Annotated in this window: 25 protein-coding genes; 8 read left to right on the top strand and 17 right to left on the bottom strand. The window is 66.9% G+C overall.

Features of this window, described 5'->3' with window-relative positions:
* Positions 1-17 precede the first annotated feature (17 nt).
* A complete protein-coding gene (locus AC4ELH_RS34785; RefSeq protein WP_498889406.1) occupies positions 18-947 on the top strand; it encodes a formylglycine-generating enzyme family protein in 930 nt (309 codons plus the stop codon).
* Here AC4ELH_RS34785 and AC4ELH_RS34780 read toward each other — a convergent pair.
* Complete coding sequence (locus AC4ELH_RS34780) at positions 944-1,498, bottom strand: TetR/AcrR family transcriptional regulator (protein ID WP_448442296.1); 555 nt, start codon at positions 1,496-1,498, stop codon at positions 944-946. The genes AC4ELH_RS34785 and AC4ELH_RS34780 overlap by 4 nt on opposite strands.
* Positions 1,499-1,663: 165 nt before the next feature.
* Between AC4ELH_RS34780 and AC4ELH_RS34775 the strand changes: the two genes are divergently transcribed.
* Positions 1,664-2,863 (top strand): cytochrome P450, encoded by a 1,200-nt coding sequence (locus AC4ELH_RS34775; protein ID WP_448442294.1) that lies wholly within the window; start codon positions 1,664-1,666, stop codon positions 2,861-2,863.
* 12 nt (positions 2,864-2,875) lie between these two features.
* Here the strand turns inward: AC4ELH_RS34775 and AC4ELH_RS34770 are convergent, their stop codons facing one another.
* On the bottom strand, positions 2,876-3,151 hold the full coding sequence (locus AC4ELH_RS34770) for a hypothetical protein (protein ID WP_236732109.1): 276 nt from the start codon (positions 3,149-3,151) through the stop codon (positions 2,876-2,878).
* Between the two features lie 399 nt (positions 3,152-3,550).
* On the opposite strand from AC4ELH_RS34770, the gene AC4ELH_RS34765 reads away from it, so the two are divergent.
* From AC4ELH_RS34765 to AC4ELH_RS34750, 4 genes are all read left to right on the top strand, one after another.
* On the top strand, positions 3,551-4,654 hold the full coding sequence (locus tag AC4ELH_RS34765) for a cholesterol dehydrogenase/isomerase (protein WP_448442292.1): 1,104 nt from the start codon (positions 3,551-3,553) through the stop codon (positions 4,652-4,654).
* A gap of 5 nt (positions 4,655-4,659) precedes the next feature.
* Positions 4,660-5,424 (top strand): SDR family NAD(P)-dependent oxidoreductase, encoded by a 765-nt coding sequence (locus tag AC4ELH_RS34760; RefSeq protein ID WP_064882970.1) that lies wholly within the window; start codon positions 4,660-4,662, stop codon positions 5,422-5,424.
* Entirely contained in the window at positions 5,421-6,266 is an 846-nt protein-coding gene (locus AC4ELH_RS34755; RefSeq protein ID WP_064960505.1) for an SDR family NAD(P)-dependent oxidoreductase, read from the top strand. Before AC4ELH_RS34760 ends, AC4ELH_RS34755 begins: the two co-directional genes overlap by 4 nt.
* A 64-nt stretch (positions 6,267-6,330) precedes the next feature.
* Complete coding sequence (locus tag AC4ELH_RS34750; RefSeq protein WP_448442289.1) at positions 6,331-7,524, top strand: AI-2E family transporter; 1,194 nt, start codon at positions 6,331-6,333, stop codon at positions 7,522-7,524.
* A gap of 18 nt (positions 7,525-7,542) precedes the next feature.
* On the opposite strand, the gene AC4ELH_RS34745 is transcribed toward AC4ELH_RS34750, so the two are convergent.
* Complete coding sequence (locus tag AC4ELH_RS34745; RefSeq protein ID WP_448442287.1) at positions 7,543-8,346, bottom strand: dienelactone hydrolase family protein; 804 nt, start codon at positions 8,344-8,346, stop codon at positions 7,543-7,545.
* 23 nt (positions 8,347-8,369) lie between these two features.
* A complete protein-coding gene (locus tag AC4ELH_RS34740; protein ID WP_064882866.1) occupies positions 8,370-9,008 on the bottom strand; it encodes a DUF4245 domain-containing protein in 639 nt (212 codons plus the stop codon).
* Between the two features lie 55 nt (positions 9,009-9,063).
* On the opposite strand from AC4ELH_RS34740, the gene glpX reads away from it, so the two are divergent.
* Together glpX and AC4ELH_RS34730 are read left to right on the top strand one after the other, a co-directional pair.
* Positions 9,064-10,092, top strand: a complete 1,029-nt coding sequence (gene glpX / locus AC4ELH_RS34735; protein ID WP_055116699.1) for a class II fructose-bisphosphatase — start codon at positions 9,064-9,066, stop codon at positions 10,090-10,092.
* Between the two features lie 18 nt (positions 10,093-10,110).
* Positions 10,111-11,526 carry a class II fumarate hydratase gene (locus tag AC4ELH_RS34730; protein WP_055116701.1) on the top strand — a complete coding sequence of 472 codons (1,416 nt, stop codon included), beginning with the start codon at positions 10,111-10,113 and terminating at the stop codon, positions 11,524-11,526.
* Positions 11,527-11,611: 85 nt separating this feature from the next.
* Here AC4ELH_RS34730 and AC4ELH_RS34725 read toward each other — a convergent pair whose 3' ends face one another.
* The 13 genes from AC4ELH_RS34725 to AC4ELH_RS34665 form a co-directional block, all read right to left on the bottom strand.
* Complete coding sequence (locus AC4ELH_RS34725; protein WP_498889400.1) at positions 11,612-13,336, bottom strand: sensor histidine kinase; 1,725 nt, start codon at positions 13,334-13,336, stop codon at positions 11,612-11,614.
* Between the two features lie 42 nt (positions 13,337-13,378).
* The gene (locus tag AC4ELH_RS34720; protein WP_498889552.1) at positions 13,379-13,801 is read right to left on the bottom strand and encodes a pyridoxamine 5'-phosphate oxidase family protein; all 423 of its coding nucleotides are present in this window, start codon (positions 13,799-13,801) and stop codon (positions 13,379-13,381) included.
* Positions 13,802-13,889: 88 nt separating this feature from the next.
* On the bottom strand, positions 13,890-14,531 hold the full coding sequence (dosR, locus tag AC4ELH_RS34715; RefSeq protein WP_498889398.1) for a hypoxia response regulator transcription factor DosR/DevR: 642 nt from the start codon (positions 14,529-14,531) through the stop codon (positions 13,890-13,892).
* Positions 14,532-14,541: 10 nt separating this feature from the next.
* Complete coding sequence (locus AC4ELH_RS34710) at positions 14,542-14,994, bottom strand: universal stress protein (protein WP_448442281.1); 453 nt, start codon at positions 14,992-14,994, stop codon at positions 14,542-14,544.
* A 9-nt stretch (positions 14,995-15,003) separates the two neighbouring features.
* Positions 15,004-15,984, bottom strand: a complete 981-nt coding sequence (locus AC4ELH_RS34705) for an Acg family FMN-binding oxidoreductase (RefSeq protein WP_498889395.1) — start codon at positions 15,982-15,984, stop codon at positions 15,004-15,006.
* A 70-nt stretch (positions 15,985-16,054) separates the two neighbouring features.
* Positions 16,055-16,939, bottom strand: coding sequence for a polysaccharide deacetylase family protein (locus tag AC4ELH_RS34700; protein ID WP_448442277.1), 885 nt, complete (start codon positions 16,937-16,939; stop codon positions 16,055-16,057).
* A 78-nt stretch (positions 16,940-17,017) separates the two neighbouring features.
* Positions 17,018-18,331: an RNA 5'-3' helicase PhoH2 gene (gene phoH2, locus AC4ELH_RS34695; RefSeq protein WP_064882852.1), complete on the bottom strand. Its 1,314-nt coding sequence runs from the start codon at positions 18,329-18,331 to the stop codon at positions 17,018-17,020.
* Positions 18,332-18,531: 200 nt separating this feature from the next.
* Complete coding sequence (locus AC4ELH_RS34690) at positions 18,532-19,359, bottom strand: acyl-ACP desaturase (protein ID WP_064882850.1); 828 nt, start codon at positions 19,357-19,359, stop codon at positions 18,532-18,534.
* Between the two features lie 68 nt (positions 19,360-19,427).
* The gene (locus AC4ELH_RS34685; protein WP_498889392.1) at positions 19,428-20,891 is read right to left on the bottom strand and encodes a glycine hydroxymethyltransferase; all 1,464 of its coding nucleotides are present in this window, start codon (positions 20,889-20,891) and stop codon (positions 19,428-19,430) included.
* 24 nt (positions 20,892-20,915) lie between these two features.
* On the bottom strand, positions 20,916-21,449 hold the full coding sequence (locus AC4ELH_RS34680; protein ID WP_498889390.1) for a hypothetical protein: 534 nt from the start codon (positions 21,447-21,449) through the stop codon (positions 20,916-20,918).
* Between the two features lie 67 nt (positions 21,450-21,516).
* Positions 21,517-21,831 (bottom strand): hypothetical protein, encoded by a 315-nt coding sequence (locus tag AC4ELH_RS34675; protein ID WP_131811649.1) that lies wholly within the window; start codon positions 21,829-21,831, stop codon positions 21,517-21,519.
* 305 nt (positions 21,832-22,136) lie between these two features.
* Positions 22,137-22,547: a hypothetical protein gene (locus tag AC4ELH_RS34670; protein ID WP_498889388.1), complete on the bottom strand. Its 411-nt coding sequence runs from the start codon at positions 22,545-22,547 to the stop codon at positions 22,137-22,139.
* 206 nt (positions 22,548-22,753) lie between these two features.
* A complete protein-coding gene (locus AC4ELH_RS34665) occupies positions 22,754-23,995 on the bottom strand; it encodes a DUF885 domain-containing protein (RefSeq protein WP_463794799.1) in 1,242 nt (413 codons plus the stop codon).
* Between the last annotated feature and the right edge of the window lie 18 nt (positions 23,996-24,013).

Here is a 24,013-nt window from a genome sequence, read left to right as displayed (position 1 = left end):
TCGACTCTGCGTCCAGGGTGCCAAAGTGCGAGTACCCCTCGCCCTCACCGCAGAGTCGACGCATGACATCAGCCGATCTGGTGTGGATTCCGGCCCAGACGACGATTCTCGGCTCCGACGCGCATTACCCCGAAGAGGCGCCGGCACGCGAGGTTGCGACCACGGGCTACTGGATCCAGCGCCACCAGGTGACGAATAGCGAGTTCGCGCAGTTCGTTTCGGCCACCGGCTACATCACGGTCGCCGAACGTCCGGTGAACCCCGACGATTTCCCGGGCGCCCCACCGGAGAACCTCGTCCCCGGCTCGATGGTGTTCCGGCGCACTGCCGGCCCCGTGGATTTGCGGCACATCAGCCAATGGTGGGCATGGACGCCGGGTGCGTGCTGGAATCACCCACGCGGACCGCGCTCCTCACTGGCAGGACGCGAGCAGCATCCCGTGGTGCACATCGCCTTCGACGATGCCGCGGCCTATGCGGACTGGGCCGGGCTGGAACTGCCGAGCGAGGCCCAGTGGGAGACCGCGGCCCGCGGCGGGATCCCCGGTGCGGCGTACACGTGGGGCGACCAGCCCGAGCAACCCGGGCAGCGCCTCGCGAACTACTGGCACGGCGAATTCCCCTACCTGCCCGACACCGGTTATGGCACAACGAAACCGGTCGGCAGCTTCGAAGCCAACGGCTACGGCCTGTTCGACATGGCAGGCAACGTCTGGGAGTGGACCACCGACTGGTACGGCGAGGACCGGGCCACCACGCCATGCTGTGCCGCAGACACCTATGACCCCGATCAGCCCCAGTTCCAGATCGGGCGCAAGGTGATCAAGGGCGGTTCGTTCCTGTGCGCCGACAGCTACTGCATGCGCTACCGGCCGGCTGCCCGACGTCCTCAGATGGTGGATACCGGCATGAGCCACATCGGTTTTCGGTGCGTCAAACAACCTTAGCCGAACGCCGGAGCCACAAAGCGCCTCAACATCTCTTGCTCAGCGGCCTCGTCGACCCCCGGCCACACCAACAACGACAACACCAGCCGCACGATCCACGCCGCAGCCGCCGGGTCGTCCTCGCCGAGTCCGGTGAGTTCGGTGGCGAATGCGGCGGGGACCGGTGACTGTGTCAGATCCGCCATCCCACCCCCGCTGCGCAGTGAGCTGAGTAGTAGGCCGAACATCGGATCGGCCCGAATGTGTTGCAGTGCAACGGTGACAGCGACCAGCACCCGTTCTGCTCCGGTCAGGCCGTCGACCGCGCGACGCACCTCTCCCACGATCGATATGGCCAACCTGGCCAGCACAGCGTCGCGAATCTGTGCCTTGCCCCCGGCATGCCGGTACACCGTCGCGCGTGAGCAGTGCACCCGCGCCGCCAACGCATCGATGTCCAGCGCGTCCAGTCCGTCCCGGGCCGCCATCTCGGCCGCGGCGGCATAGATGCGTTCGGCAGCCTCGACACGTCGGTCGCCCCCGACCAACCAGTCTTCACGCCTGGGAGACATAGCAGCCAATTTATCGCATTCTGCGACAAAGTTCCCCAAAGTTCTCATCTCTCCCGCAGGTCACCGCGCGCGATTGAGACGCCCCCGCAGCTGGCACCCCGTCGGCGGATATCAACATGTGCCGGCACCGTTGACGGGCCTCGAACAGCCAGCCAACCTGGCCAAATGCTCCTGGCACACGAACTGTTCGAGCCCGCCTGCCTGCAGGATCCGTATCCGCTGTACGACCGCCTGCGGGCGCACGCACCGGTGGCACAGGTCGGCGGCTCACCGTTCTTCGTGGTGAGCTCCTTCGACGCCGTCCTCGAGGCCACCGCCCGCACGCACGACTTCTCGTCGAACCTCACCGCCACCATGTGGTCCCAGGCCGACGGCACCGTCAGTGCGTTCGGCATGGGCGAGCCGGGCGGCCCCATCCACGTACTGGCCACCGCTGACGAACCGGCGCACGCCGCCCACCGCAAACTGGTCCTGCCGCGGATGGCGGCGAAACGGATCTCTGAGCTCGAGCCCTTCATCGCCGCCACAGCCGCGGACCTGCTCACCGAGGCCGCCGGCGAGTTCGACTGGATGTCGGCCGTGGCCGACCGGCTGCCCATGGTGGTAGTCGCGCAACTCCTGGGCTTACCGATCGAAGACGTGGACCAACTCGTGGCATGGGCGTATGCCAGCACCCAGCTCCTGGACGGGCTCGTCGACGCCGAGCAGCTGACGGCATCGGGGATCGCAGCCGTCGAACTCGGCGGCTACCTGACCGAACGGTTCGTCGAAGCATCGGCAAATCCGAGCGAGAATCTGCTGGGCGACCTGGCGACCTACTGTGCGGCGGAGCGCGTGGACCGCGACACGGCGGTGTTCATGCTGATCCAACTGGTGGGCGCGGGAGGCGAATCGACGGCATCGTTGATCGGCAGCGCCGTCGGGATACTGAGCCGTCAGCCCGAGCTGGCGGAAAAGCTGCGCCAGGATCCCGCGATGATCGCGCCGTTCCTGGAGGAGGTGTTGCGGTTCGAATCCCCGTTCCGCGGCCACTACCGGCATGTGCTGGCCGATGCCGAACTCGCGGGCGTCGCGTTGCCTGCGGACAGCCATCTACTGCTGCTGTGGGGTGCGGCCAACCGGGATGAGGCAGTGTTCGAGGATCCGAAAGAGTTCCGGCTGGATCGGCCGAATATCAAGAATCACTTGGCATTCGGCAAGGGCGGGCACTTCTGTCTCGGGGCCGCACTCGCCCGCCTCGAAGCCCGCATCGTGATCTCGGCTTTGCTCGCCGACACCGACACCATCAGTCCAGCCGGGGACGCCGAATGGCAGCCCAGCCTGTTGGTGCGGCGGTTACGTCAGCTTCCGCTGAGTCTGCGGTGAACTGCCTGAAACTCAGGCAGCCTGCGCGGCGAGCGCAATGCTGTCGTCGTCGACGAACACCAGACCGCCGTCGTCGAGGTTGACTGCCCACCGGCGCGCCGGTTCGACAATTCGCTCCCCAGCGACCTCGACGGCGGTCCCGGCAAGGTCGGCGAAATCTTCGACGACAGTGCCGTGCAATTCGTCGTCAGTTCCCGGATACACGACCACCGAGGAACCCACAGCAACCTCTTCGGCAATTTCGCCGGAGTCGCTGTCGTTAACCCCCGTCACGACATCTTCGGACATCCCACACCTCCCCAATTACTGACGCGTGCAACCGAGTACATCACAAACGCCTGCGATTGGCTCACTTTCGATCGATACCTACAGCCACACCTTGCATACCTCTCGGGCAAATTTCCAAATCCGGCGACGACGACTGTTCGGGCAAATGCATCACAGTGGGGTGGCCAGCGTGTCCCCAGTCACACATAACGCCGCAAAGTGCCACTGGCCGATGCTTATGAGGCAACGGCAGCAACATTCGCCGATCCGCGGCATCTCCCAGCACGACGGATGGTCACCGGTTGCTGAGCAAACCCGGGCGAACGCCTGCCGATAAACGCACGATGAAGTTCCGGATCGCGGTGACACACACCACACCTGCGTTCGCTAGTGTTGCAACACGTTCTAGCGAGGAGGCCTATGTCCGACGCTGTTTTGGTTACCGGCGCGTTCGGTTTGGTGGGCTCGGCCGTGGTGAAGACGCTGGCCGCAGGCGGACGCACAGTGGTCGCGACCGATCTCGACGTGCCGGCCAACCGTAAGGCTGCCGCCGCGCTCCCTGCATCTGTAGAGGTGCGCTGGGCCGACCTGACCGACGCCGACGCCGTCGACGCATTGGTGGCGGCGGTCGCACCGGCCGCGATCATCCACCTCGCCGCCATCATCCCGCCGTTCTGCTACATGCGCCGCGGGCTGGCCCGGAAGGTCAACGTCGAGGCCACCGCATCGCTGCTGAAGGCCGCCGAAGCCCAGCCCACGCCGCCGCGGTTCGTCCAGGCCTCCAGCATCGCGGTCTATGGCGCCCGCAATCCGCACCACATCGACGGTGTACTGACCCCGGATACCCCGGTCAACCCGTCCGACATCTACGGCGCGCACAAGGTCGAGGCGGAAGCCCTGGTCCGGGCCTCGAAGCTGGACTGGCTGATCCTGCGTCTCGGTGGGGTCATGAGCTCAGAGTTCAGCCTCGGCATCGACGTGGACCTCATCTCGTTCGAGAGCGTGCTGCCAGCCGACGGGCGGCTGCAGACGGTCGACGTGCGTGATGTGGCGGCGGCGTTCGTCGCGGCCACCACGGTCCCGACCGAGACCGCCAACCACGAGGTGCTGCTGATCGGTGGCGACGCCGAGACGCACCGCCACATCCAGTCCGCAGTCGGTTCGCAAGCGGCTGCCGCGATGGGAATCAAGGGCGGCCTGCCGATCGGCCGGCCCGGCAACCCCGACGACGACGCCGCCTGGTTCGCCACCGACTGGATGGACACCAGCCGCTCGCAGGAGGTGCTCGGGTTCCAGCACCACTCCTGGCCGCAGATCTTGGCCGACACCAGGGCGAACGCCGGGCTGAAGCGGTTTCCGATCGGCCTGGCCGCACCCCTGATCCGTGCGTTCCTGCGGTCGAAGTCCGCGTACAAGGACTATCCGGGCAAGTTGGCCGACCCGTGGAATGCCATCGACAAGAAGTGGGGCGACCACCGACCGGATCAGGCGCCCGACGAGCGCTCGCGCGAGGAGACGACATGAGCAGCATGACGACGGAACGCGTCGCGATCGTCATCGGCGGAGCTTCGGGGATCGGCTGGGCCAGCGCCCAGGCCCTGGCCGCCGACGGCTGCCGCATCGTGGTGGCCGACCGTGACGCTGACGGAGCGGCGGCCCGTGCCACTCAGCTCGGTGCGCCGCACACGAGCCACTATGCCGACGTCACCGACGAGAGCTCGGTGGAGAAGCTGTTCGAGGCCGCGGGACCGGTCGACATCGTGCTCAACTGCGCGGGGTTCAGCAACGTCGGACTGATCACCGACCTGGCGGTCGAAGACTTCCGCTCGGTCGTCGACGTCTGTCTCAACGGCGGGTTCATCGTCGCCAAACACGCCGGGCGCAACCTGCCCGAAGGCGGTGTCCTGGTGTCGATTTCATCGCTGAACGGGCGCCAGCCCGCGGCCGGGATGAGCGCCTACTGCGCCGCCAAGGCCGGATTGTCGATGCTGACGCAGGTGGCCGCGCTGGAAATGGGACCACGCGGCATCCGGGTCAACGCGATCGCGCCAGGATTCGTCAAGACGCCACTGACCGATCCTGCGGCGATGATCCCCGGTGTGGTCGAGGAGTACGTCGAGAACACCGCGCTGGGCCGCAGCGGAACCCCGGAGGACATCGCGGCCGCCGTCGTGTTCCTGTGTTCGCCTCAGGCCTCGTGGCTGACCGGCGAGGTTCTCGATCTCAACGGCGGCGCGCACCTCAAGCGCTACCCGGACATCCTCGGACACGTCATGAAGCTGGCCCAGGCGTGACGAGCCTCGCCGGCAAGCAGGCGATCGTCACCGGCGCCGGATCGGGAATCGGCGCGGCCCTGTGCCGGGCGTTGGCCGGCGCCGGCGCCGAGGTGCTCTGCACCGACATCGACGAGGACGCCGCAGCCCACACTGCGGCTGCGCTCGGCGCCCGGTCGGCACGTCTGGACGTCACCGATGCGGCCGCGGTGCAAGCCGCGGTCGACGGCGTCGTGGACCGGGCCGGCCGACTCGACCTGATGTTCAACAACGCCGGCATCGTCTGGGGCGGGGACACCGAACTGCTGACGCTGGATCAGTGGAACGCCATCATCGACATCAATGTGCGCGGCGTCGTCCACGGTGTCGCCGCGGCGTATCCGCAGATGATCCGGCAGGGCCACGGCCACATCGTCAACACCGCATCGATGGCAGGTCTGGCCGCAGCGGGCCAGCTCACCAGCTATGTGATGACCAAGCACGCCGTCGTCGGGCTGTCGATGGCCCTGCGATCGGAAGCCGCCGCCCACGGCGTGGGCGTGCTGGCCGTGTGCCCGGCCGCGGTGGAGACGCCGATCCTGGACAAGGGCGCGGTCGGCGGTTTCGTCGGCCGCGACTACTTCCTGCAAGGCCAGGGCGTCAAAACCGCCTACGACGCCGACCAGCTGGCCGCCGACACCCTGCGTGCCATCGCGCGCAACAAGGCCATCCTGGTCAAACCCCGTCGTGCCCATGCCTCCTGGCTGTTCGCCCGCATCGCGCCGGGTCTGATGCAGCGACTCTCGATGCGGTTCGTCGCCGCACAGCGCGCCGGCCAGGCCGCGCACCGCTCGACTGAAGGCTCCAGCGTCACGCCAGAGTGACGCTCAATGCCGACCGTCACGCCAGCGTGGCGATAGGGTCAGCCCAACGGCGGGAAGGGGCCCGATGAAAGACGAGTTCAGCCTCACCCAGAAGCGGGCGCTGGCGGTCGTCACGGTGCTGGCCGTGCTGCTGGGCGCCTACTTCCTGCGTGGCTTCTTCGTCCTGATCGTGATGGCCGCGGTCGGCGCCTATCTGTTCACCCCGCTCTATCAACGGTTTCAGCGCCGCCTGGGCACCGGCCTTTCGGCCACGCTGACGGTGTTGGTCGCCATCCTGATGGTGATCATCCCGGTGTCGTTGGTGGTGTTCATGGCCATCGTGCAGGTGACCCAGCTCGTCAACACAGTCAGCACGTGGATCGCCGACACCGATGTCAGCACCCTCGGCGACCGGGCCCTGCAACTGGTCAACTCACTGCTCGGCCGGGTGCCGTTCCTGGACATCCACCTGACCGCGGATTCCTTGCGCGACACGGTGGTCAAGCTTTCTCAACACATCGGCGAATGGCTGCTGGGCATTCTGCAGGGCGCGGTCGGCGGCATGGTCGGCGCGATCACCGGATCGATCATCTTCCTGTACGTGTTCATCTCGATGCTGGTCAACAACGCCGAGATGGCCACACTGATCCGCCGGCTCAACCCGCTCGGCGAAGAGATCACCGATCTGTACCTGGCCAAGACCGGCGCCATGGTGAAGGGAACGGTCAAGGGGCAGTTCGTGATCGCGCTCTGCCAGGGTGTGGCCGGTGCCATCTCGATCTACATCGCCGGCTTCCACAACGGGTTCTTCGTCTTCGCGATCCTGCTGACCGCCCTGTCCGTCATCCCGCTCGGTGGCGGCATCGTGACCATTCCGTTCGGCATCGGAATGATGTTCTTCGGCAACATCATCGGCGGCATCTTCGTGGTGGTGTTCCACCTGCTGGTGGTCACCAACATCGACAATGTGCTGCGGCCGTGGCTGGTACCCAAGGCCGCCCGGTTGGATCCGGCACTGATGCTGCTGGCGGTGTTCGCCGGCATCTCGATGTTCGGCTTCTTCGGCCTGGTGATCGGGCCGGTGCTGATGATCATCATCGTCACCACGGTCAGCGTCTACCTGGCGGTGTTCAAGGGCGTCGAGCTGGAAACGACCGAGCCCGACGAGCCGGGTCAGCGGCCGTGGCGGCGGATGTGGGACTGGGTACAGAAACGGCTCGGGGGAAAGAAACCTGAACCCCGAGCCGAATCCAAAGCCACGGCCGAAGCCGAGAGCTAGTCGGTCAAACGCATTTCCCTAATTCGAGCACAGCCGCTCGGTCAGGAACGCGACCACCCTCTTGCGCGCCTCATATGCAGGATGCCCGTCAACCTCGCGCACCTGATCGGTGAGCACCGAGTGCGCCGATGCGGACAACCCGTCGGGATTGCCCTTCTTCGAATTGATCTCGATCACCTCGAACGCGTCCCCCAGGCGGGCCTTGAGGGTGGCGAACCGCTCCCCCGGCGCCAGTTTGTCCTGGCTGAACCGAAGGGCCAGTGCGCACAGCCCGTCATTGGCAACGCGCTGTTCGACGATCTTGAGCTCGGCCTCCGACATACCCGGATCACGTTTCTGCGCCGCGGTCAGGGCGATCGGCACCGACGGCTGACTGAGCACCGGGGCCAGCACGCTGTCGTCGACGGCCGCGGCGAGCGCAAAGCCGCCCGTGAAGCACTGCCCGATGACGCCGACGCCCTTACCGGGGGTAGTGGCGTTGAGATCGCGGGCCAGCGCCCGGAGGTAATGCGCGACGGGCCGGTCGGCATTGGTGGCGAATGCCGCAAATTCCTTTGTCACGCAGGCTTTCAGCATGACCGGGATGGCGCCAGGGCGGACGGCGGAGGCACCGGGGGTGCCGAACAGCGACGGCGCGGCCACCGTGAAGCCGTTGTCCACCAGATGGTTGCCCAGCGCGAGTACGCCGGGATGCAGGCCGGGAATCTCGGGGATCAGGACCACGCCGGGGCCTTCGCCCTTGCGGTAGACGTCATAGGTCTGATCGGCGGCGGTGAAGGGGGTAGCGGTCCACCCGGTGAGATCTGCAACTGGCGACGACAACACGGGCTCCATCCGTTAGTGCGTCACGGCCTCTTGATCGGCAGCGGCGACTGCTTCTGCGTCGCACTCGCCAGCGTACGGTACTCATCAGTACCACCGGCGCCGGTGATCGCAACCTGAGCCGGTCCGCTCAGCTTTGTCGTCCACACCGGTTCCGGGTCGCTGCTCTCGTAGACCACCCAGGTCACCCCGTCGACGTCCTGGGTACCTGCCGCATACGAGTCCGGCTTGATCGAGGCCACCAGGGCGGCCTCGTCGGCATTGCTCTGGGTAAGGCTCAGGTACTTGCCGGTGGGGGCCAGATAACCGATGCGTGAGGACACCGCGCGGGCGTGCTGGCCGTCGGGCAGCGTCAAACCGCCGTCGATGCCGTGGCGACTGCCGGAGTTGGGCTGCCAGCCCTCGGGCAGCTGAGGCAGGCGGATCGGGATCTTCAAGGTGTCGGCGTCGGCCTGCAGCGCGGCCGGCGCATCGAATTCGGGGGCCGGACCGGCCCCGGGCCCACCCGCCTGAAACGAGCACATCCCCAGCATCCCCGCGAGCACGATGCAGGCCACCACCAGCGGCGCCATCGACCAGAACATGTCCCGGCCGTCCTGCAGCAACCGCGACTTTTCCGGCTTCGGGACCGGGGTTGGCTGAGACGTCGGCTCGGAGGACATGTTCGTCAGTATCCCAGCTCCCAAACGCTGACCACGTTCTGGGACAATCTGGGCCATGAGTCCCACGCGGGGGGAAGCCCCGGATCGCAACCTTGCCCTTGAGCTTGTCCGGGTGACCGAGGCCGGCGCCATGGCGGCAGGCCGCTGGGTCGGCCGCGGCGACAAGGAAGGCGGCGACGGGGCCGCTGTCGACGCCATGCGTGAGCTGGTCAACTCGGTGTCGATGCGCGGTGTCGTGGTGATCGGCGAGGGCGAGAAAGACGAAGCCCCGATGCTCTTCAACGGTGAAGAGGTCGGCAACGGCGACGGGCCGGAGTGCGACTTCGCTGTCGACCCGGTCGACGGCACCACGCTGATGAGCAAGGGCATGCCCAACGCCATCTCGGTGCTCGCCGTCGCCGAGCGCGGTGCCATGTTCGACCCGTCCGCGGTGTTCTACATGAACAAGATCGCCGTCGGCCCCGAGTGCGCCGACGCGATCGACATCACCGCCCCGATCGGCGAGAACATCCGCCGGGTGGCCAAGGTGCGCGGCGCCTCGGTGAGCGATCTGACCGTGTGCATCCTCGACCGTCCGCGCCACGCCCAACTGATCGACGACGCTCGCGCCGCCGGCGCCCGCATCCGACTGATCACCGACGGTGACGTCGCAGGCGCCATCTCGGCCTGCCGCCCCAACTCCGGCACCGACATCCTGGCCGGCATCGGTGGCACCCCCGAGGGCATCATCGCCGCGGCCGCGATCCGCTGCATGGGCGGCGCGATCCAGGCCCAGCTGGCCCCCACCGACGACGCCGAACGCCAGAAGGCACTCGACGCCGGCTACGACCTGGACCAGGTGCTGTCGACCGACGACCTGGTCTCGGGTGACAACGTCTTTTTCTGCGCCACCGGCGTCACCGACGGCGATCTGCTCAAGGGCGTGCAGTACTACCCGGGCGGGTGCACCACCCAGTCCATCGTGATGCGGTCCAAGTCCGGCACCGTCCGGATGATCGAGGCCTACCACCGGCTGACCAAACTCAACGAATATTCCGCCATCGACTTCACCGGCGACAAGACCGCCGCCTACCCGCTCCCGTAACTCGCCAGAAAGGGCAACATGAGCACCGATACCGACGGAGCTGTCGAGTACCGCATCGAGCACGACACCATGGGCGAGGTCCGGGTGCCGGTCAACGCCCTATGGCGGGCGCAGACCCAGCGCGCCGTGGAGAACTTCCCGATCTCCTTCCGTGGGCTGGAGCGCACCCAGATCCGGGCACTCGGCCTGCTGAAGGCGGCGTGCGCGCAGGTCAACAAGGACCTGGGCCTGCTGGCCGCCGAGAAGGCCGATGCCATCATCGCCGCGGCCGGCGAAATCGCCGACGGCCTGCACGACGACCAGTTCCCGATCGACGTGTTCCAGACCGGCTCGGGCACCAGCTCGAACATGAACGCCAACGAGGTCATCGCCTCGATCGCCGCCCGCAACGGCGTGACGGTTCACCCCAACGACGACGTGAACATGTCGCAGAGCTCCAATGACACGTTCCCGACGGCCACCCACATCGCCGCCACCGAGGCCGCTGTGCGCCACCTGATTCCGGCGCTCGAGGTACTCCATGAGTCGCTGGCCGCCAAGGCCAAGCAGTGGAAGACCGTGGTGAAGTCCGGCCGCACCCACCTGATGGACGCGGTGCCGGTGACGCTGGGCCAGGAGTTCGGCGGCTACGCCCGTCAGATCGAGGCCGGCATCGAACGCGTCAAGGCGACGCTCCCCCGTCTCGGTGAGCTCGCCATCGGCGGTACCGCCGTGGGCACCGGCCTCAACGCCCCCGACGGTTTCGGCCCCAAGGTGGTCGAGGTGCTGGTCAACCAGACCGGGCTGGCCGAACTGCGCACCGCCGCAGACTCGTTCGAGGCTCAGGCGGCTCGCGACGGGCTGGTCGAGGCGTCCGGCGCGCTGAAGACCATCGCCGCCTCGCTGACCAAGATCGCCAACGACGTCCGCTGGATGGGCTCGGGCCCGCTGACCGGCCTGGGCGAGATCCAGCTGCCGGACCTGCAGCCGGGCAGCTCCATCATGCCGGGCAAGGTCAATCCTGTTCTGCCCGAGGCGGTTACCCAGGTGGCCGCACAGGTCATCGGCAACGACGCTGCCGTCACCGTCGGCGGCCTGTCGGGTGCCTTCGAGCTGAACGTCTACATCCCGATGATGGCGCGCAACGTGCTGGAGTCGTTCACCCTGCTGTCCAACGTGTCTCGGCTGTTCGCAGAGAAGTGCATCGACGGCCTGGTGGCCAACGAGGAGCACCTGCGCACCCTGGCCGAGTCCTCCCCCTCCATCGTGACACCGCTGAACTCGGCGATCGGCTACGAGGAGGCCGCCAAGGTCGCCAAGCAGGCGCTGAAGGAGAAGAAGACCATCCGCCAGACCGTGATCGACCGCGGCCTGATCGGCGACAAGCTGAGCGAGGCCGAGCTGGACAAGCGCCTCGACGTGCTGGCCATGGCCAAGGTGAAGGACGGCGAGTAACCCTCACGTTTCTCTGCGCGAGCAGACGCAAAACTGCCTCTTTTCGCTTGAAGAGGGGCAGTTTTGTGTCTGCTCGGCGAAGGAACTAGTCGGGAAGTGGTGCGGCCCAGCGCAACACGGTTCCGCCACCGGGCCGGTCGGTGATGGTGAACTGACCGCCCGCACTCAACGCACGGGCCCGCAGATTCCCCAGACCGCTCTCGGTGATCTCGGCGGCGATCCCGCAGCCGTTGTCCGACACCTCGATGGACAGGTCGTCGGCCACCTCGACGAGAACGGCGAGTTCGCTTGCCCCCGAGTGGCGTACCGCATTGCTGATCGCCTCACGCAGCACCGCCTCGGCATGATCGGCCAGAGTCGCATCGACCACCGACAGCGGGCCGACGAACCGTGTGCTGATGTGTATCGGCGCATCGGCGAACTGGGCGATCACCTCATCGAGCCGCTGGCGCAGCCGCGTCGTGCCGGCATGGGCACCGTGCAGGTCGAAGATCGCGGTCCGGATCTCCTGGATGACCGCCTGCAGATCGTCGACGGTATCGGTGAGCCGCTGCTGCACCTCGGCAGAATGCGCCCGCGGGATCGTGCCCTGCAAGGACAGTCCGACCGCGAACAGGCGCTGGATCACGTGATCGTGCAGGTCCCTTGCGATCCGGTCGCGATCGGCCAGGATCTCCAGCTCACGTACGTCGCGCTGGGAACTGGCCAGCTGCCAGGCCACCGCGGCCTGGTCGGCGAAAGCGGCGGCCATGTCCAGTTGCTCGGCGGTGAAGCTCTGGGCGCCGTCTTCGCGCACGGCCACCAGCACGCCCGCCACGGTGTCGGTGGCACGCAGCGGCAACACCAGCGCCGGGCCACCCGCGCCGTCCAGCTCGAGGCGGTCGAGCCGGTGCGGGGTGCCGTCGTGGAACGCCGCGCCCACCGCGCCCTCCGCTGCGTGCGGGCCCACCGGGATCGAGTCGATCGTGGTCGGACGCCCTGCCGTCGCGGCGACCACGAGGGCGTCGGCTTCGGCGGCGGGAACGTCGCTGCCGGGCACCGCAACCACGATGCGGTCGGCGCCGGTCAGGTTGAGCGCCTCGTCGGCCACCATCCGGAACACCCTGGCCGGGTCGGTGCCGCCGAGTAGTTCGGTCCCGATGTCCCGGGTGGCCGCGATCCAGGCCTGCCGGTCGCGGGACAGCTGGTAGAGCCGGGCGTTCTCGACCGCGACTCCTGCGGCTGCGGCCAGGGCCTCCACCAGCACCTCGTCGTCCTCGCTGAACGGCTGCCCATTGGTCTTCTCGGTGAGGTATAGGTTGCCGAAAACCTCGTCGCGGATGCGCACCGGGACGCCGAGAAAGGTCCGCATCGGCGGATGGTTGGGCGGGAATCCGACTGAGGCGGGGTGGTGGTGAATATCGTTGAGCCGGATGGGTTTCGGATCGTCGATCAGCACGCCGAGCACACCTCGTCCTTCGGGCAGATGCCCGATCAGCGCGCGGGTTTCGTCGTCGATGCCCTGATAGACGAACTCGGTCAGCTCGTGGTCGTCGCCGCGTACTCCCAGTGCGCCATAGCGCGCGTCGACCAACTCGATCGCGGTCCGAACGATGGTGCTCAGGGTTAGCTCGAGGTCCAGGCCCGAGGTCACTGCGAGCATGGCCTCCACCAGGCCGTCGATCCGGTCGCGGCCGGTGATGATCTGCTCGACCCGGTCCTGGACCTCGGTGAGCAGTTCGCGCAGTCGCAACTGCGAGAGGGTGTCCCGCAACGGAGGAGTTCGCTGTTCATCGTCGGGGTGCGCACCATGACCAGTCACGTCCACCATGCTGGCACTACCGGCCGCAGCGCACCAAGCTCGTCCAACGTGTCACCGCGCAGCCGGCTCAGGTCCGAACCGGAACCTGCGACCGGTGACCCGTACGGGTGACACCCGGACATAGTGCGTCTTGGCCGTCGCCGTCCATGGCAGTAACTGCGCCCGCTCGGCTTCGTCGAGCTCTTCGTCAGTACGCAAAGTACGTGCAACGCCCCGTACGATCACGCTCCAGCCTTCGGCCGAGTTGTGATCGTCGGCTTCGAATACCACCTGATTGTTGATTGCCGCACTGATCAGTTTCGTCCCCGCCGCGGTGCGGAACAGGATCGTGCGGTTCTGCACCACGAAGTTGACCGGGAAGATGTGCGCTTCGTCGTCTACCGCAGTGACGAGCCGCCCCAGGGCCACGCTACCCAGCAGGTCCCAGCTCTCGCGCTCGGAGAGAATCGCGACCGGCTCACTGCGCGTTGACATTCCGGTTTTCATGACACGACGTTATTGCGGTGCGGAGCGCACCGCCATGGACGAAAGCCCCATCCTTCAGGGACCAAAGACCCTGGTATCACTCGTGATTTCGGCGATCCAGGTTCGAGGCGAACACCGCCGCCTGAGTGCGGCGTTCCATGCCCAGCTTGGCCAGCAGCCGCGACACGTAGTTCTTGACGGTCTTCTCCGCAAGGAACATCCGGGCCGCGATCTGCCGATTGGTCAGCCCCTCCCCCAGCAGGTCGAGTAGGACCCGCTCCTGCTGGGTCAGCCCGGCCAACGGGTCGGACCGCTCGGCGTCGCCGCGTAGTTTCGCCATCAGCGCCGTGGCGGCCCGATTGTCCAGCAGCGACTTCCCGGCCCCGACGTCCTTGATCGCCTGGGCCAGTTCCATCCCCTTGATGTCCTTGACGACGTAGCCGCTGGCGCCGGCCAGGATGGCGTCCAGCATGGCCTCGTCGGAGGTGAACGACGTCAACATCAGGCAGCGCAGATCGGGCATGCGCGACAACAGGTCCCGGCACAGTTCGATGCCGTTGCCGTCGGGCAGACGGACATCGAGCACCGCGACGTCGGGCTTCAGTGCCGGAACCCGGGCCAGGGCCTGTGCCACCGAGTCGGCCTCGCCGATCACGTCGAGCTCAGGGTCGGCGCTGAGCAGGTCGATCAGCCCGCGGCGAACCACCTCATGGTCGTCGACCAGAAAGACTCTGATCATCCCCCGAGTCTCACAACCGATGGCGCCGATCGCAAGTGAGCACGGCACAACCCGAGTGCGCCAACGCCGCCTGCAACCCGGCCGAATCGGGGTGGTCGGCACCCAGCACGAGCAGCTGAGCCGACTCTGGGTGCGCCGTCAGGTATTCCGCAATGTTGCTGTAGCCGTCGATGCTCTGCACATCGAGGTCCGGGGATCGTTTCAGCGCACGGGCCAGGCGGCGCTCGAGCTGTGCCGCGGACAACCGGTCACGCTCGGCGACGGCGGTCGCGTCGTACATCTCGCGATGCCGGGCTCCCCAGGTGGTCACCACCCGCAGTGCTGCGCCACGGCGCACTGCCTCCTCGATCGCGACGTGCAGCGCATCGTTGCTGGCGGTGCGGCCGTCGGCTTCGACAACGACGGCCGCACCAGCGGCAACAGGTGCGGTGGCGTGGGCAGGGGCGATCAGGGTGTCGGTCATGGTCAGCTCCTATTCGAAGGTCAGGAAGGTGTCGACGGTGCGGCGCGGGGTCGGCGGTGGCGCATCGCTGAGGGTCGGGGCGATGCCGATCCGGACCAGCACCTGCGGGCAGGCGTCACGGTCGATCAGCGTTCCGATGATGTCGCGGCTGGCGTGCAATTCGGTCACATGGCTCACGGGGCAGGTGCTCAGTCCCGTCATCGTGCATTCCAGCAGCAGCGCCGAGAGCGCCTCGCCGGTGTCGAGGGCGTCAGCCCGGCTGTACCCGTCGGTGGACAGCACCACCAGGGTGGCCGAATCGTCGTGGACGGAGGGGCGTCGGTCGCTGTGCGAGGTGACCGGGAAGGTCCGCGCCACGGCGACCCGCTCACTTTCCGCAGCCGAGATCAGTGCGCTCTGCGGGATACCGTCCTCGGTCGCGAACGGAGTTGTCCACCAGGCAAGTTCGGAATGGTAGGCCGAATCGTAGAGACGCAGCGTCTCGGTCAGCGCCGCCGCCTCGGCCACGTCGGCACGCATCACCTCGGCCAGCACGTCGAGGTGTACCGGGCCGTCCTCCAGCCTCGCCCGCAGCAGCACCTCGAAGGAATCCCAGTCCGCATACCCGGCCATCGGCAGCCGGTCGGTTCGCCGGGCCAGAATCGCATCCGCCCGCCGGCGATGTGCATCGGTGACGAAGTCCATCGGCGAGAACTGCAGTGTCGCCAGGTGATCGAGGTCGTTCGGATTGGGGAACCGGTCGACACTGGTGGCCCAGCCGGCCGCGGCCATCGCGACCCGCAGATGATCCAGCAACACCCCGCAACTGATGACCGCCTCACGCGACGATCGATCGGTCGCGGTCACCACGCGACTCGGGTCCAGGTGCAGATGTACCCCGCTGCCGTCGGCCACCAGCCGCCACGGCTGGGTGTTGTGCAATGACGGCGCACGCGATGCCAGCTGCACCGCATGGGTGAGGGTCGCTGAATCGAACATCGTCTTGGCCATGCTTCAAGCCTCGTCGTGCCGAGGCCCGTCGGTTAGGGTCTTTGGTCCTCAAACCGACGCGATGTGCGTCTCACGCCCCGTTGTTGGGGCCTCCCGAGTTCGCACCGGGGATGTCGGTGATCGGGAAGTTCGGCATCGGCGGAGGCGACGGCGTCGCGGGCAGCGACGGGATCTCCTCCGGCGGAATGTCCTTGAGCGCCTCGGCAGGCGGCACGGGCGGACCGTTCTCCCGGCTGCCGTAACTGGTGCCCGGCTCGCGCTCACCGAGCATGTGGCTCACGGTCACCAGGTGGTAGCCGTTGGCCTTGAGCACCGGGATGAACTGCTCCACCAGGTCGACGGTGGACGAGTAGGTGTCGTGAAAAAGTACGACAGCACCCGGTTTGATCTGCGTCATCAGCATGTAGCGGGTCGCGGCGATGTTGGCGTCGTTGGCCCAGTCGAACGGGATGACGTCCCAGTTGATGTCAGCCAACCCCTGCTTGCCGGCCTCGGCGAGCACCTGGTCGTTGACCAGCCCGCCCGCGGTGCGCACGAGCTTCGGCCGCTGGCCCGTCGCGGCCTCGATGGCGTCACTGGCCTTGCTGAACTGGGCCGGGATCTCTTCGGGCGGGATGGTCGTCATGTTGGGGTGTTCCCAGGTGTGGCTGCCCAACTCCATACCGGCGTCGACCACCCGCTTGGCACCCTCGGGGTTGGCGGCGACCTTGTTTCCGATCTCGAAGAACGTCGCCTTGGCGTCGTTGTCCTTGAGGATCTGCAGCAGCCGGTCGGTGTATGGGCCGGGCCCGTCGTCGAACGTCAGCGCGATGCACCGCTCGGTCGCGCAATCCACGTCGTCGGGGTCGTCGCGGCGGATGTGCCCGGTGAGCGCCCCCACCACCAGGACCACGACGGCGGCGACCACGCCGACCACAGTCCACCGCCATGCCTGACTGTTGGGGAGCCTCGCCACCCCGGCAGCCTACCGGCTGGCGATCTGTGGAGTCTCAGCCGTGGTTGGCACGGCTGAGACTCCACAGATCACTCGGAATCAGGGCAGCGCGCCCGGACTGAACTCCTCCAGCATCTCGGTCACCAGCGCAGCGATCGGCGACCGCTCGCTGCGCTGCAGCGTGATGTGGGCGAACAGCGGGTGCCCCTTGAGCTTCTCGATGACGGCTGCGACACCGTCATGGCGGCCCACCCGCAGATTGTCGCGCTGGGCCACATCGTGGGTGAGCACCACCCGCGAGCCCGCACCCAGCCGCGACAGCACGGTCAGCAGCACGTTGCGCTCCAATGACTGGGCCTCGTCGACGATGACAAACGAATCGTGCAGCGAACGGCCCCGGATATGGGTCAGCGGAAGCACTTCCAGCATGCCGCGGGAGAGGACCTCTTCGAGCACCGCCGGGCTGGCGAGCCCTTCGAGGGTGTCGAAGACGGCTTGCGCCCACGGGCCCATCTTCTCGCTCTCGCTGCCCGGCAGGTAGCCGAGATCCTGACCGCCGACGGCGTAGAGCGGACGGAACACCACCACCTTGCGCTGGGTTCTGCGCTCCAGCACCGCTTCCAGGCCGGCACACAGGGCCAGCGCGGATTTGCCGGTGCCGGCTTTGCCACCGAGCGACACGATGCCGACAGACTCGTCGAGCAGCAGATCGAGGGCGACGCGTTGTTCGGCTGACCTTCCCCGGAGGCCGAACACTTCGCGATCACCACGCACCAGCTGCACCCGTTTCTCGGCGTTGACCCGGCCGAGCGCCGACGAGCTACCGCCCAGCAACCGAATACCGGTGTGGCAGGGCAGATCCCGGGCATCGGCCAGATCGATCTCGCCGTCGGAGAACAACGTGTCGATGTCCTCGGCCGCGACGTCGAATTCGGTCATGCCCGTCCACCCGGACACCACGACATCCTGGGCGTGGTACTCGTCGGCGGCCAGGCCCACCGCGCCGGCCTTGACGCGCAGCGGGATGTCCTTGCTCACCAGCGTGACATGCTTGCCCTCGGCTGCGAGATTCGCAGCGCAGGCCAGGATCCGGGTGTCGTTGGTTTCGGTGCGGAAGCCCGAAGGCAAGACGGACTGGTCGATGTGGTTCAACTCGACCTGTAGCGTGCCGCCTTGCGCCCCAACGGGAATCGGCTGATCCAGCCTCCCGTGCTCAAGCCGCAGATCATCGAACATCCGCAGTGCCTGCCGGGCGAACCAGCCCAGCTCGTGGTGATGCCGTTTGGCCTCCAGCTCGCTGATCACGACCAGCGGGACCACCACTTCATGCTCGGCGAACCGGGTGCATGCCCAGGGATCGGACAGCAACACGGATGTGTCGAGCACATAGGTACGGACAGGCAGATCAGTCACGTGGCGCTCCTAGAACCCGCGCGGCCCCACACGAGTTGCTCGGTGGACACTGCGGCACCAGGACCGGAGCCGGTCCTCTCGTGATCAAACCGATCGGTACCGTCCGGACAGCAGAGCATGTCGCTAGCCATCGGATTCGACGCTACTCCCGCCGTGGCGGGGTTGCTGGCTGGCGCGCCGCGTGAATAACGCCCGGCGAGTTACGCCTTGATGAACTCCTGGAGCGTTGCCTCGTCGGCCAGTCCCCACGCGGTGATCCGGTCGGAGATGACCTGGGCCAGAGCGGCCTTGTCGAAGATTCCGGCCTCGGCCACCACCGCCACCTTGTCCTGGTAGGCGTCGATGTCCGCGCCGATCACGTCGAGCTCACGGGCGCGCGCGGCGATGGCCGCCACGGTCTCGTCGCGATGGGTGCCCAGCAGGTGCGACACGAGGTTGGCAAAGAACAGCTCGTGGCGCTCCTCGTCGAGGACGATGCGGTCGACCATCGAACCCAGCACCGGCTCGGTGATCTGAGCGCGCAGGTTGCGGGTGTACACCGCGTGGGCACGCTCGAAGAACGCCATGAACACCAGCGTCTCGATCTGGCTGTAGCTGTCGGCGCGGTAACCCTTCATCACGTGCTCGACGCGGACGTCTTCGTTGGCCGTCGGATCGATCTCGCGGGTGACGACGAGGTAGTTACGCAGCGCCACGGCGTGCAGGTGCTCCTCAGCGGTCCAGCGACCCAGGAAGCGGCCCCACTTGTCCTCGAGAATGAAGTGCTCGACCAGTTCACGGTGATAGCCCGACAGGTTGTCCTTGGTGATCAGCAGGATCTCCAAGGCGTCGGTGACGGTCTTGGGCAGTGTCACCTGCGAGGGATCCCAGTCCTGACCACCGAGGAACGCGAAGTTCTCGCCCTGGTCGAACGGCACGTAATCGTGTGCGTACCAGAGGTCCTCGGTATCCAGGTGGCGACGCAGCTCGGCTTCGACAACGGGCTCGAGCTCCAAGGTCAACGCATTAGCTACAGGTTTCTGTGCCATGAGGTAACTGTAACCGAGGTTTACAGGTTTCTAAAACCCGGGCCACGTGTGATGTCGCCCGCGCCGACTCAGAGAGTGAGGCCCGGGTACAGCGGGTTGGCGTCGAGCAGCTCGGCCGAGGCCGCGTGCACGCGCTCGGCGGTGCCGTCGGCCAACTTGTACTTGGCCTTCGAGGTGCCCTCGGCCTGCGTGTTGGACAGCACGTCGACGATCAGCTCGGCCACCCGGTCGAAGTCGTCGGCGCCGAATCCGCGGCTGGTCAGCGCCGGGGTGCCCAGCCGGACGCCGCTGGTGTACCAGGCGCCGTTCGGGTCGGCCGGGATGGCGTTGCGGTTGGTGACGACGCCGGCGTCCAGCAGAGCGGACTCGGCCTGACGGCCGGTCAGGCCGAACGAACGCACGTCGAGCAGCACCAGGTGATTGTCGGTGCCACCGGTGACCAGGCCCGCGTCGCGCTTCACGAAGCCGTCGGCCAGCGCCTGGGCGTTGTCAGCGACCTGCTGGGCGTAGGTCTGGAACGCCGGCTGGCGTGCCTCGGCCAGGGCGACGGCCTTGGCCGCCATGACATGGCTCAGCGGGCCGCCGAGCACCATCGGGCAGCCCTTGTCGACTGCGGGGGCGAATTCCTCGGTGGCCAGCACCATGCCGCCGCGCGGGCCGCGCAGCGACTTGTGGGTGGTGGTCGTGGTGACGTGGGCGTGCGGCACCGGGTTCTCGTCACCGGTGAACACCTTGCCGGCCACCAGGCCGGCGAAGTGCGCCATGTCGACCATCAGGGTGGCGCCGACCTCGTCGGCGATCTCGCGCATCTTGGCGAAGTTCACCCGGCGTGGGTAGGCCGAGTAGCCGGCGACCAGCACCAGCGGCTTGAACTCGCGGGCTGCGGCGGCCACGGCGTCATAGTCCAGGAAACCCGTCTCGGGGTTGGTCCCGTAGCTGTGCTGATGGAACATCTTGCCGGAGATGTTGGGCCGGAAGCCGTGGGTCAGGTGCCCACCGGCATCCAGGGACATGCCGAGCAGACGCTGGTTACCCAGCTTGTTGCGCAGGGTCTCCCAGTCCGCTTCGGAAAGGTCGTTGACGTGCTTGGCGCCGAGTTCGGCCAGGCCTGGGGCCTCCACCTTTGTGGCCAGGATGGCCCAGTAGGCAACCAGATTCGCATCGATGCCCGAGTGCGGCTGGACGTAGGCGTACGGGGCGCCGAACAGTTCGCGGGCATGCTCGGCGGCCAGGGCCTCGACGGTGTCGACGTTCTGGCAGCCCGCGTAGAAGCGGTGCCCGACGGTGCCCTCGGCGTACTTGTCGGAGAACCAGGTGCCCATGGTCAGCAGCACCGCCGGGGAGGCGTAGTTCTCACTGGCGATCAGCTTGAGCGAATCCCGTTGATCGGCAAGCTCTTTGCGGGTGGCTGCGGCGACCCGGGGCTCGACGGACTCGATGACCTGCAATGCGGCCTGGTACGCGGCGCTTGAAGTATCGGCGTAATCGGCGCCGGAAGCCGCGGGCAAGGTGAAGGACGGGTCTGCTGCCATGGCATTCAGCCTAGTCGGAGCGGGTCAGCTCGACGGTCCCGGGCCGGGTTGGCCCGGTGGGTATCCGGGGTAGGGATGGGCCGACGGGTATCCGGGATACGGATAGGGCGGCTGAGTCGGCGGCGGGACAGCGATGCCCCGGGTGAGCTTGGTGAGCAACACGAACCAGGCGGCAACCCCGACGATCACCGATCCGGCCCACAGCAGGTTGCTGAGGGTTTCCATTCGCGGTCCGTCACCGACCAGCTTCATCAGGACCGACGGGAATGCGCCGGGGCTGTCTCCGCCGTCGACACAGGCGAGCCCGGACACGAACATCGACGCCCACAGGATGACCTGGGCCCAGGCCTGCCCGGAGGTGAGCTCCCCCTCCGGCTGCTTCCGCATCAACCTGCTCGTGAATACCAGGCAGAGTGCCAGCCACGGTGCGGCGAGGACGCCGAACACCACCATCCACCCGAGCTGCACGAACAGTCCCCGGCCGATCACCATCCACGCCAGCAAGAGCATGTTGAGCGGCATGGCCAACGCGGGGACGTACAGCCGAAACTCAGACACCCTCCGAGCCTAGGCCCGCAATGTTTACGCGAGGAGCAGCTCATCGCTGGAGGCGTCGGCGGTCAGATCAGTCGGCGGTGTGGTTCCACGCGCCACCGGCCTTGCCGTTGGCATAACCACCACCCGGCCACCCCTTGCTCCAGTCGTGACCGGCCCAGGCACCACCGGGCCAGCCCTTGCTCCAGTCCCAGCCGGCCCACGCGCCGCCGGGCCACGGGCTCACCAGAGGAGGCTTCGGCGGGGCCACCGTCTCGCCGTTCAAGACCACGACGGGATCGGCATTGGCCACCATCGCAGGTCCGGCCAGGCCCATCGCGGCTGCCGCCACCACCACACCGGCCATGCGCTTGACCCGGTTCGGTTTCGTGCTCGTTGTAGTCATGTCGACCCCTTGCTGCCGCCCGGTACGTCGCACGATGCTCAGCAAATATTTTACGCTTGGGCGGCGAGCCCGATCAAGGCATCGCGACCGCCGAACCCAGGGCCTGACAATCAGCGAATCAAGGTCAGTATTTGTCTTTTCAACTGCATTTTTCGGGAAACGCACCCACCGCAGGCGCAACAGGTTCGCGGTGACTGGGCCTGAACGGCAGAGATCGCATCAGCAAATTTTGCAGATTACGGCGCCGACGACTGGCACCACGCCGAAAACCGGGCGGACCATCGTTTCGCCCGGTTTCGCGGTTGTCAGCGGTGATTCCAGGCGCCGCCGGCCTTGCCGTGGATGGCAGCGCCGCCGCCCTTGCCGTTGGCCAAACCACCACCGGGGTATCCCTTGCTCCAATCGTGGCCGGCCCACGCCCCGCCGGGCCACGGGCTGACTAGGGGAGGAATCCCGACTCCAGAGCCGCCAGAGGTGGCGGCGTCGGCAATGCCCGAGATGACGGACGTCACCGGATCGCTACCGACCTTGGTGAACGGAGCCTTTTTGCCCCCGGGGCTGACCGGCGCCACCGGATCGCTGCCGACCTTCGTGACAGGTCCGGCGGCATTGGCCACCGCACCCGAGCCGAGGATCCCGGCGAGCGCCACCGCGCCGGCCGCCACGATCACGCCGGCCATGCGCTTGGCCTTGTCCAGTCTTTCCCTTGCCGCCATGGTCATTTCCTTTGCCCGACCCGGTAGTGCCACCAGGCCCTATGGCAACAATGTTACCGATCGGTAACTAAGACAATCAAGCACTTGAGACCACCGTCATATCGGTGAAGCAACGCAACGCAGGACACCTTTTGGCAAACGCCAGACGCCCACGGTCGAGGCGTTGAAATCGGGGTGACCAATTTGCTGTCCGGCCGGCGGAGGCCCTAAGCGCGCAAGGTTGACGGGATCAGCGGCTCATCGAGCAGCCGGCCGAACCGCTCCGTCAACGTCACCCCGGCGGGGCGGTCGTCCAACCAGCCGCGCAACAACCGGTACCCCTCGATGTAGGTGCTGGTGTAGGCCCGCCACAGCGGCGAGGACAGGAACCGCAGCGACTGCCTGGCCCGATCGTCGTCGACCAGCAGCCAGCGCTTGAGGAACTCCACCACCTCGTCGACGTCGCGATGCTCGTCGTGCAGCATCAGCGCAGCGTCCTGGCGCACGTCGGCCAGCCCCGCCACCGCCTCCGAGATCGACTCGGCACGCTCCCCGTCGAACCGAAGGCCCAGATCGGCATAGATATCGGCCGCCCATGCGCCCCAACCCGGCCCGACAATGGCGTGCAATGCCAGATCTGCCAGGCCCTCGGCCATCAGGCATTGCGGGGTGTTGACGAGGAAGATCGTCTGTTCGAGTTCACCGTCCCGCGCGACCAGCCCTGATTCTTTGCGGCAGTGCTCGGTGTGATGGCCCGGGTATGACTCATGGGCCACCAGTCGGGGCAGGTTGGCCATCTGTTGTTTCAGATCGGCATTGACCGCGACGGTGGACTTGTAGTCGCCCAGGTAGTAGTTGAACCCCGACCACGGCTTGTCGGTGACCACCTCGTACGTGATGGTCTCCGCCTCGGGCAGCGGATACGCGGCGCGCACCTTGTCGCGCAGTGCCGAGGAGAACGCGTGGATGCACTCCTCCAGCCGGGCCGGAGGGATCTCGTCTCCGGTGCGGTGCGCCTGGATCCGCTCGGCCAGTGGGCCGGTGCCACCGAGGGCCTCGTCGAGCTGGACGTGGGCCTGCCGGTATTTCTCCGGATCGCCCTTGCTGATCCGGACGTCGAAATAGGCCTGCACCTCGTCGACAAAGCCGACCTGCTCACCGGCGAACTTGCGGCCCGCACAGTTGAGCGCCCTCAGGTGCGCGGCAATGTATTCGGCACGGTCGCGGTCGAGGTCGTCGGGGATCTGGGCCAGCAGCCGGTCCGCCTGACGAGCGAGGTCGGCCGGGTCGGGCGCAGGCTCGTTCTCGACCACACGACGCAGCTGCGGGTCGCCGGTGAACGAATCGACGTAACCCTCCTCGACCCGGTCGAAACGCAGTCCGAGGAGCAGGTACTCGCGAATGAGAGTGGCCGAGTCCGTCACTGTGCCGGTTCCGGAGCCCGTCTTTTTCTCGATCCCGTTAGCCATGCCCCCAACCGTAGATGT

The sequence above is a fragment of the Mycobacterium shunyiense genome (assembly GCF_058270075.1).
Note: the sequence above shows the minus strand (reverse complement) of the source record. Positions and strands in the feature narration are given on the sequence as shown.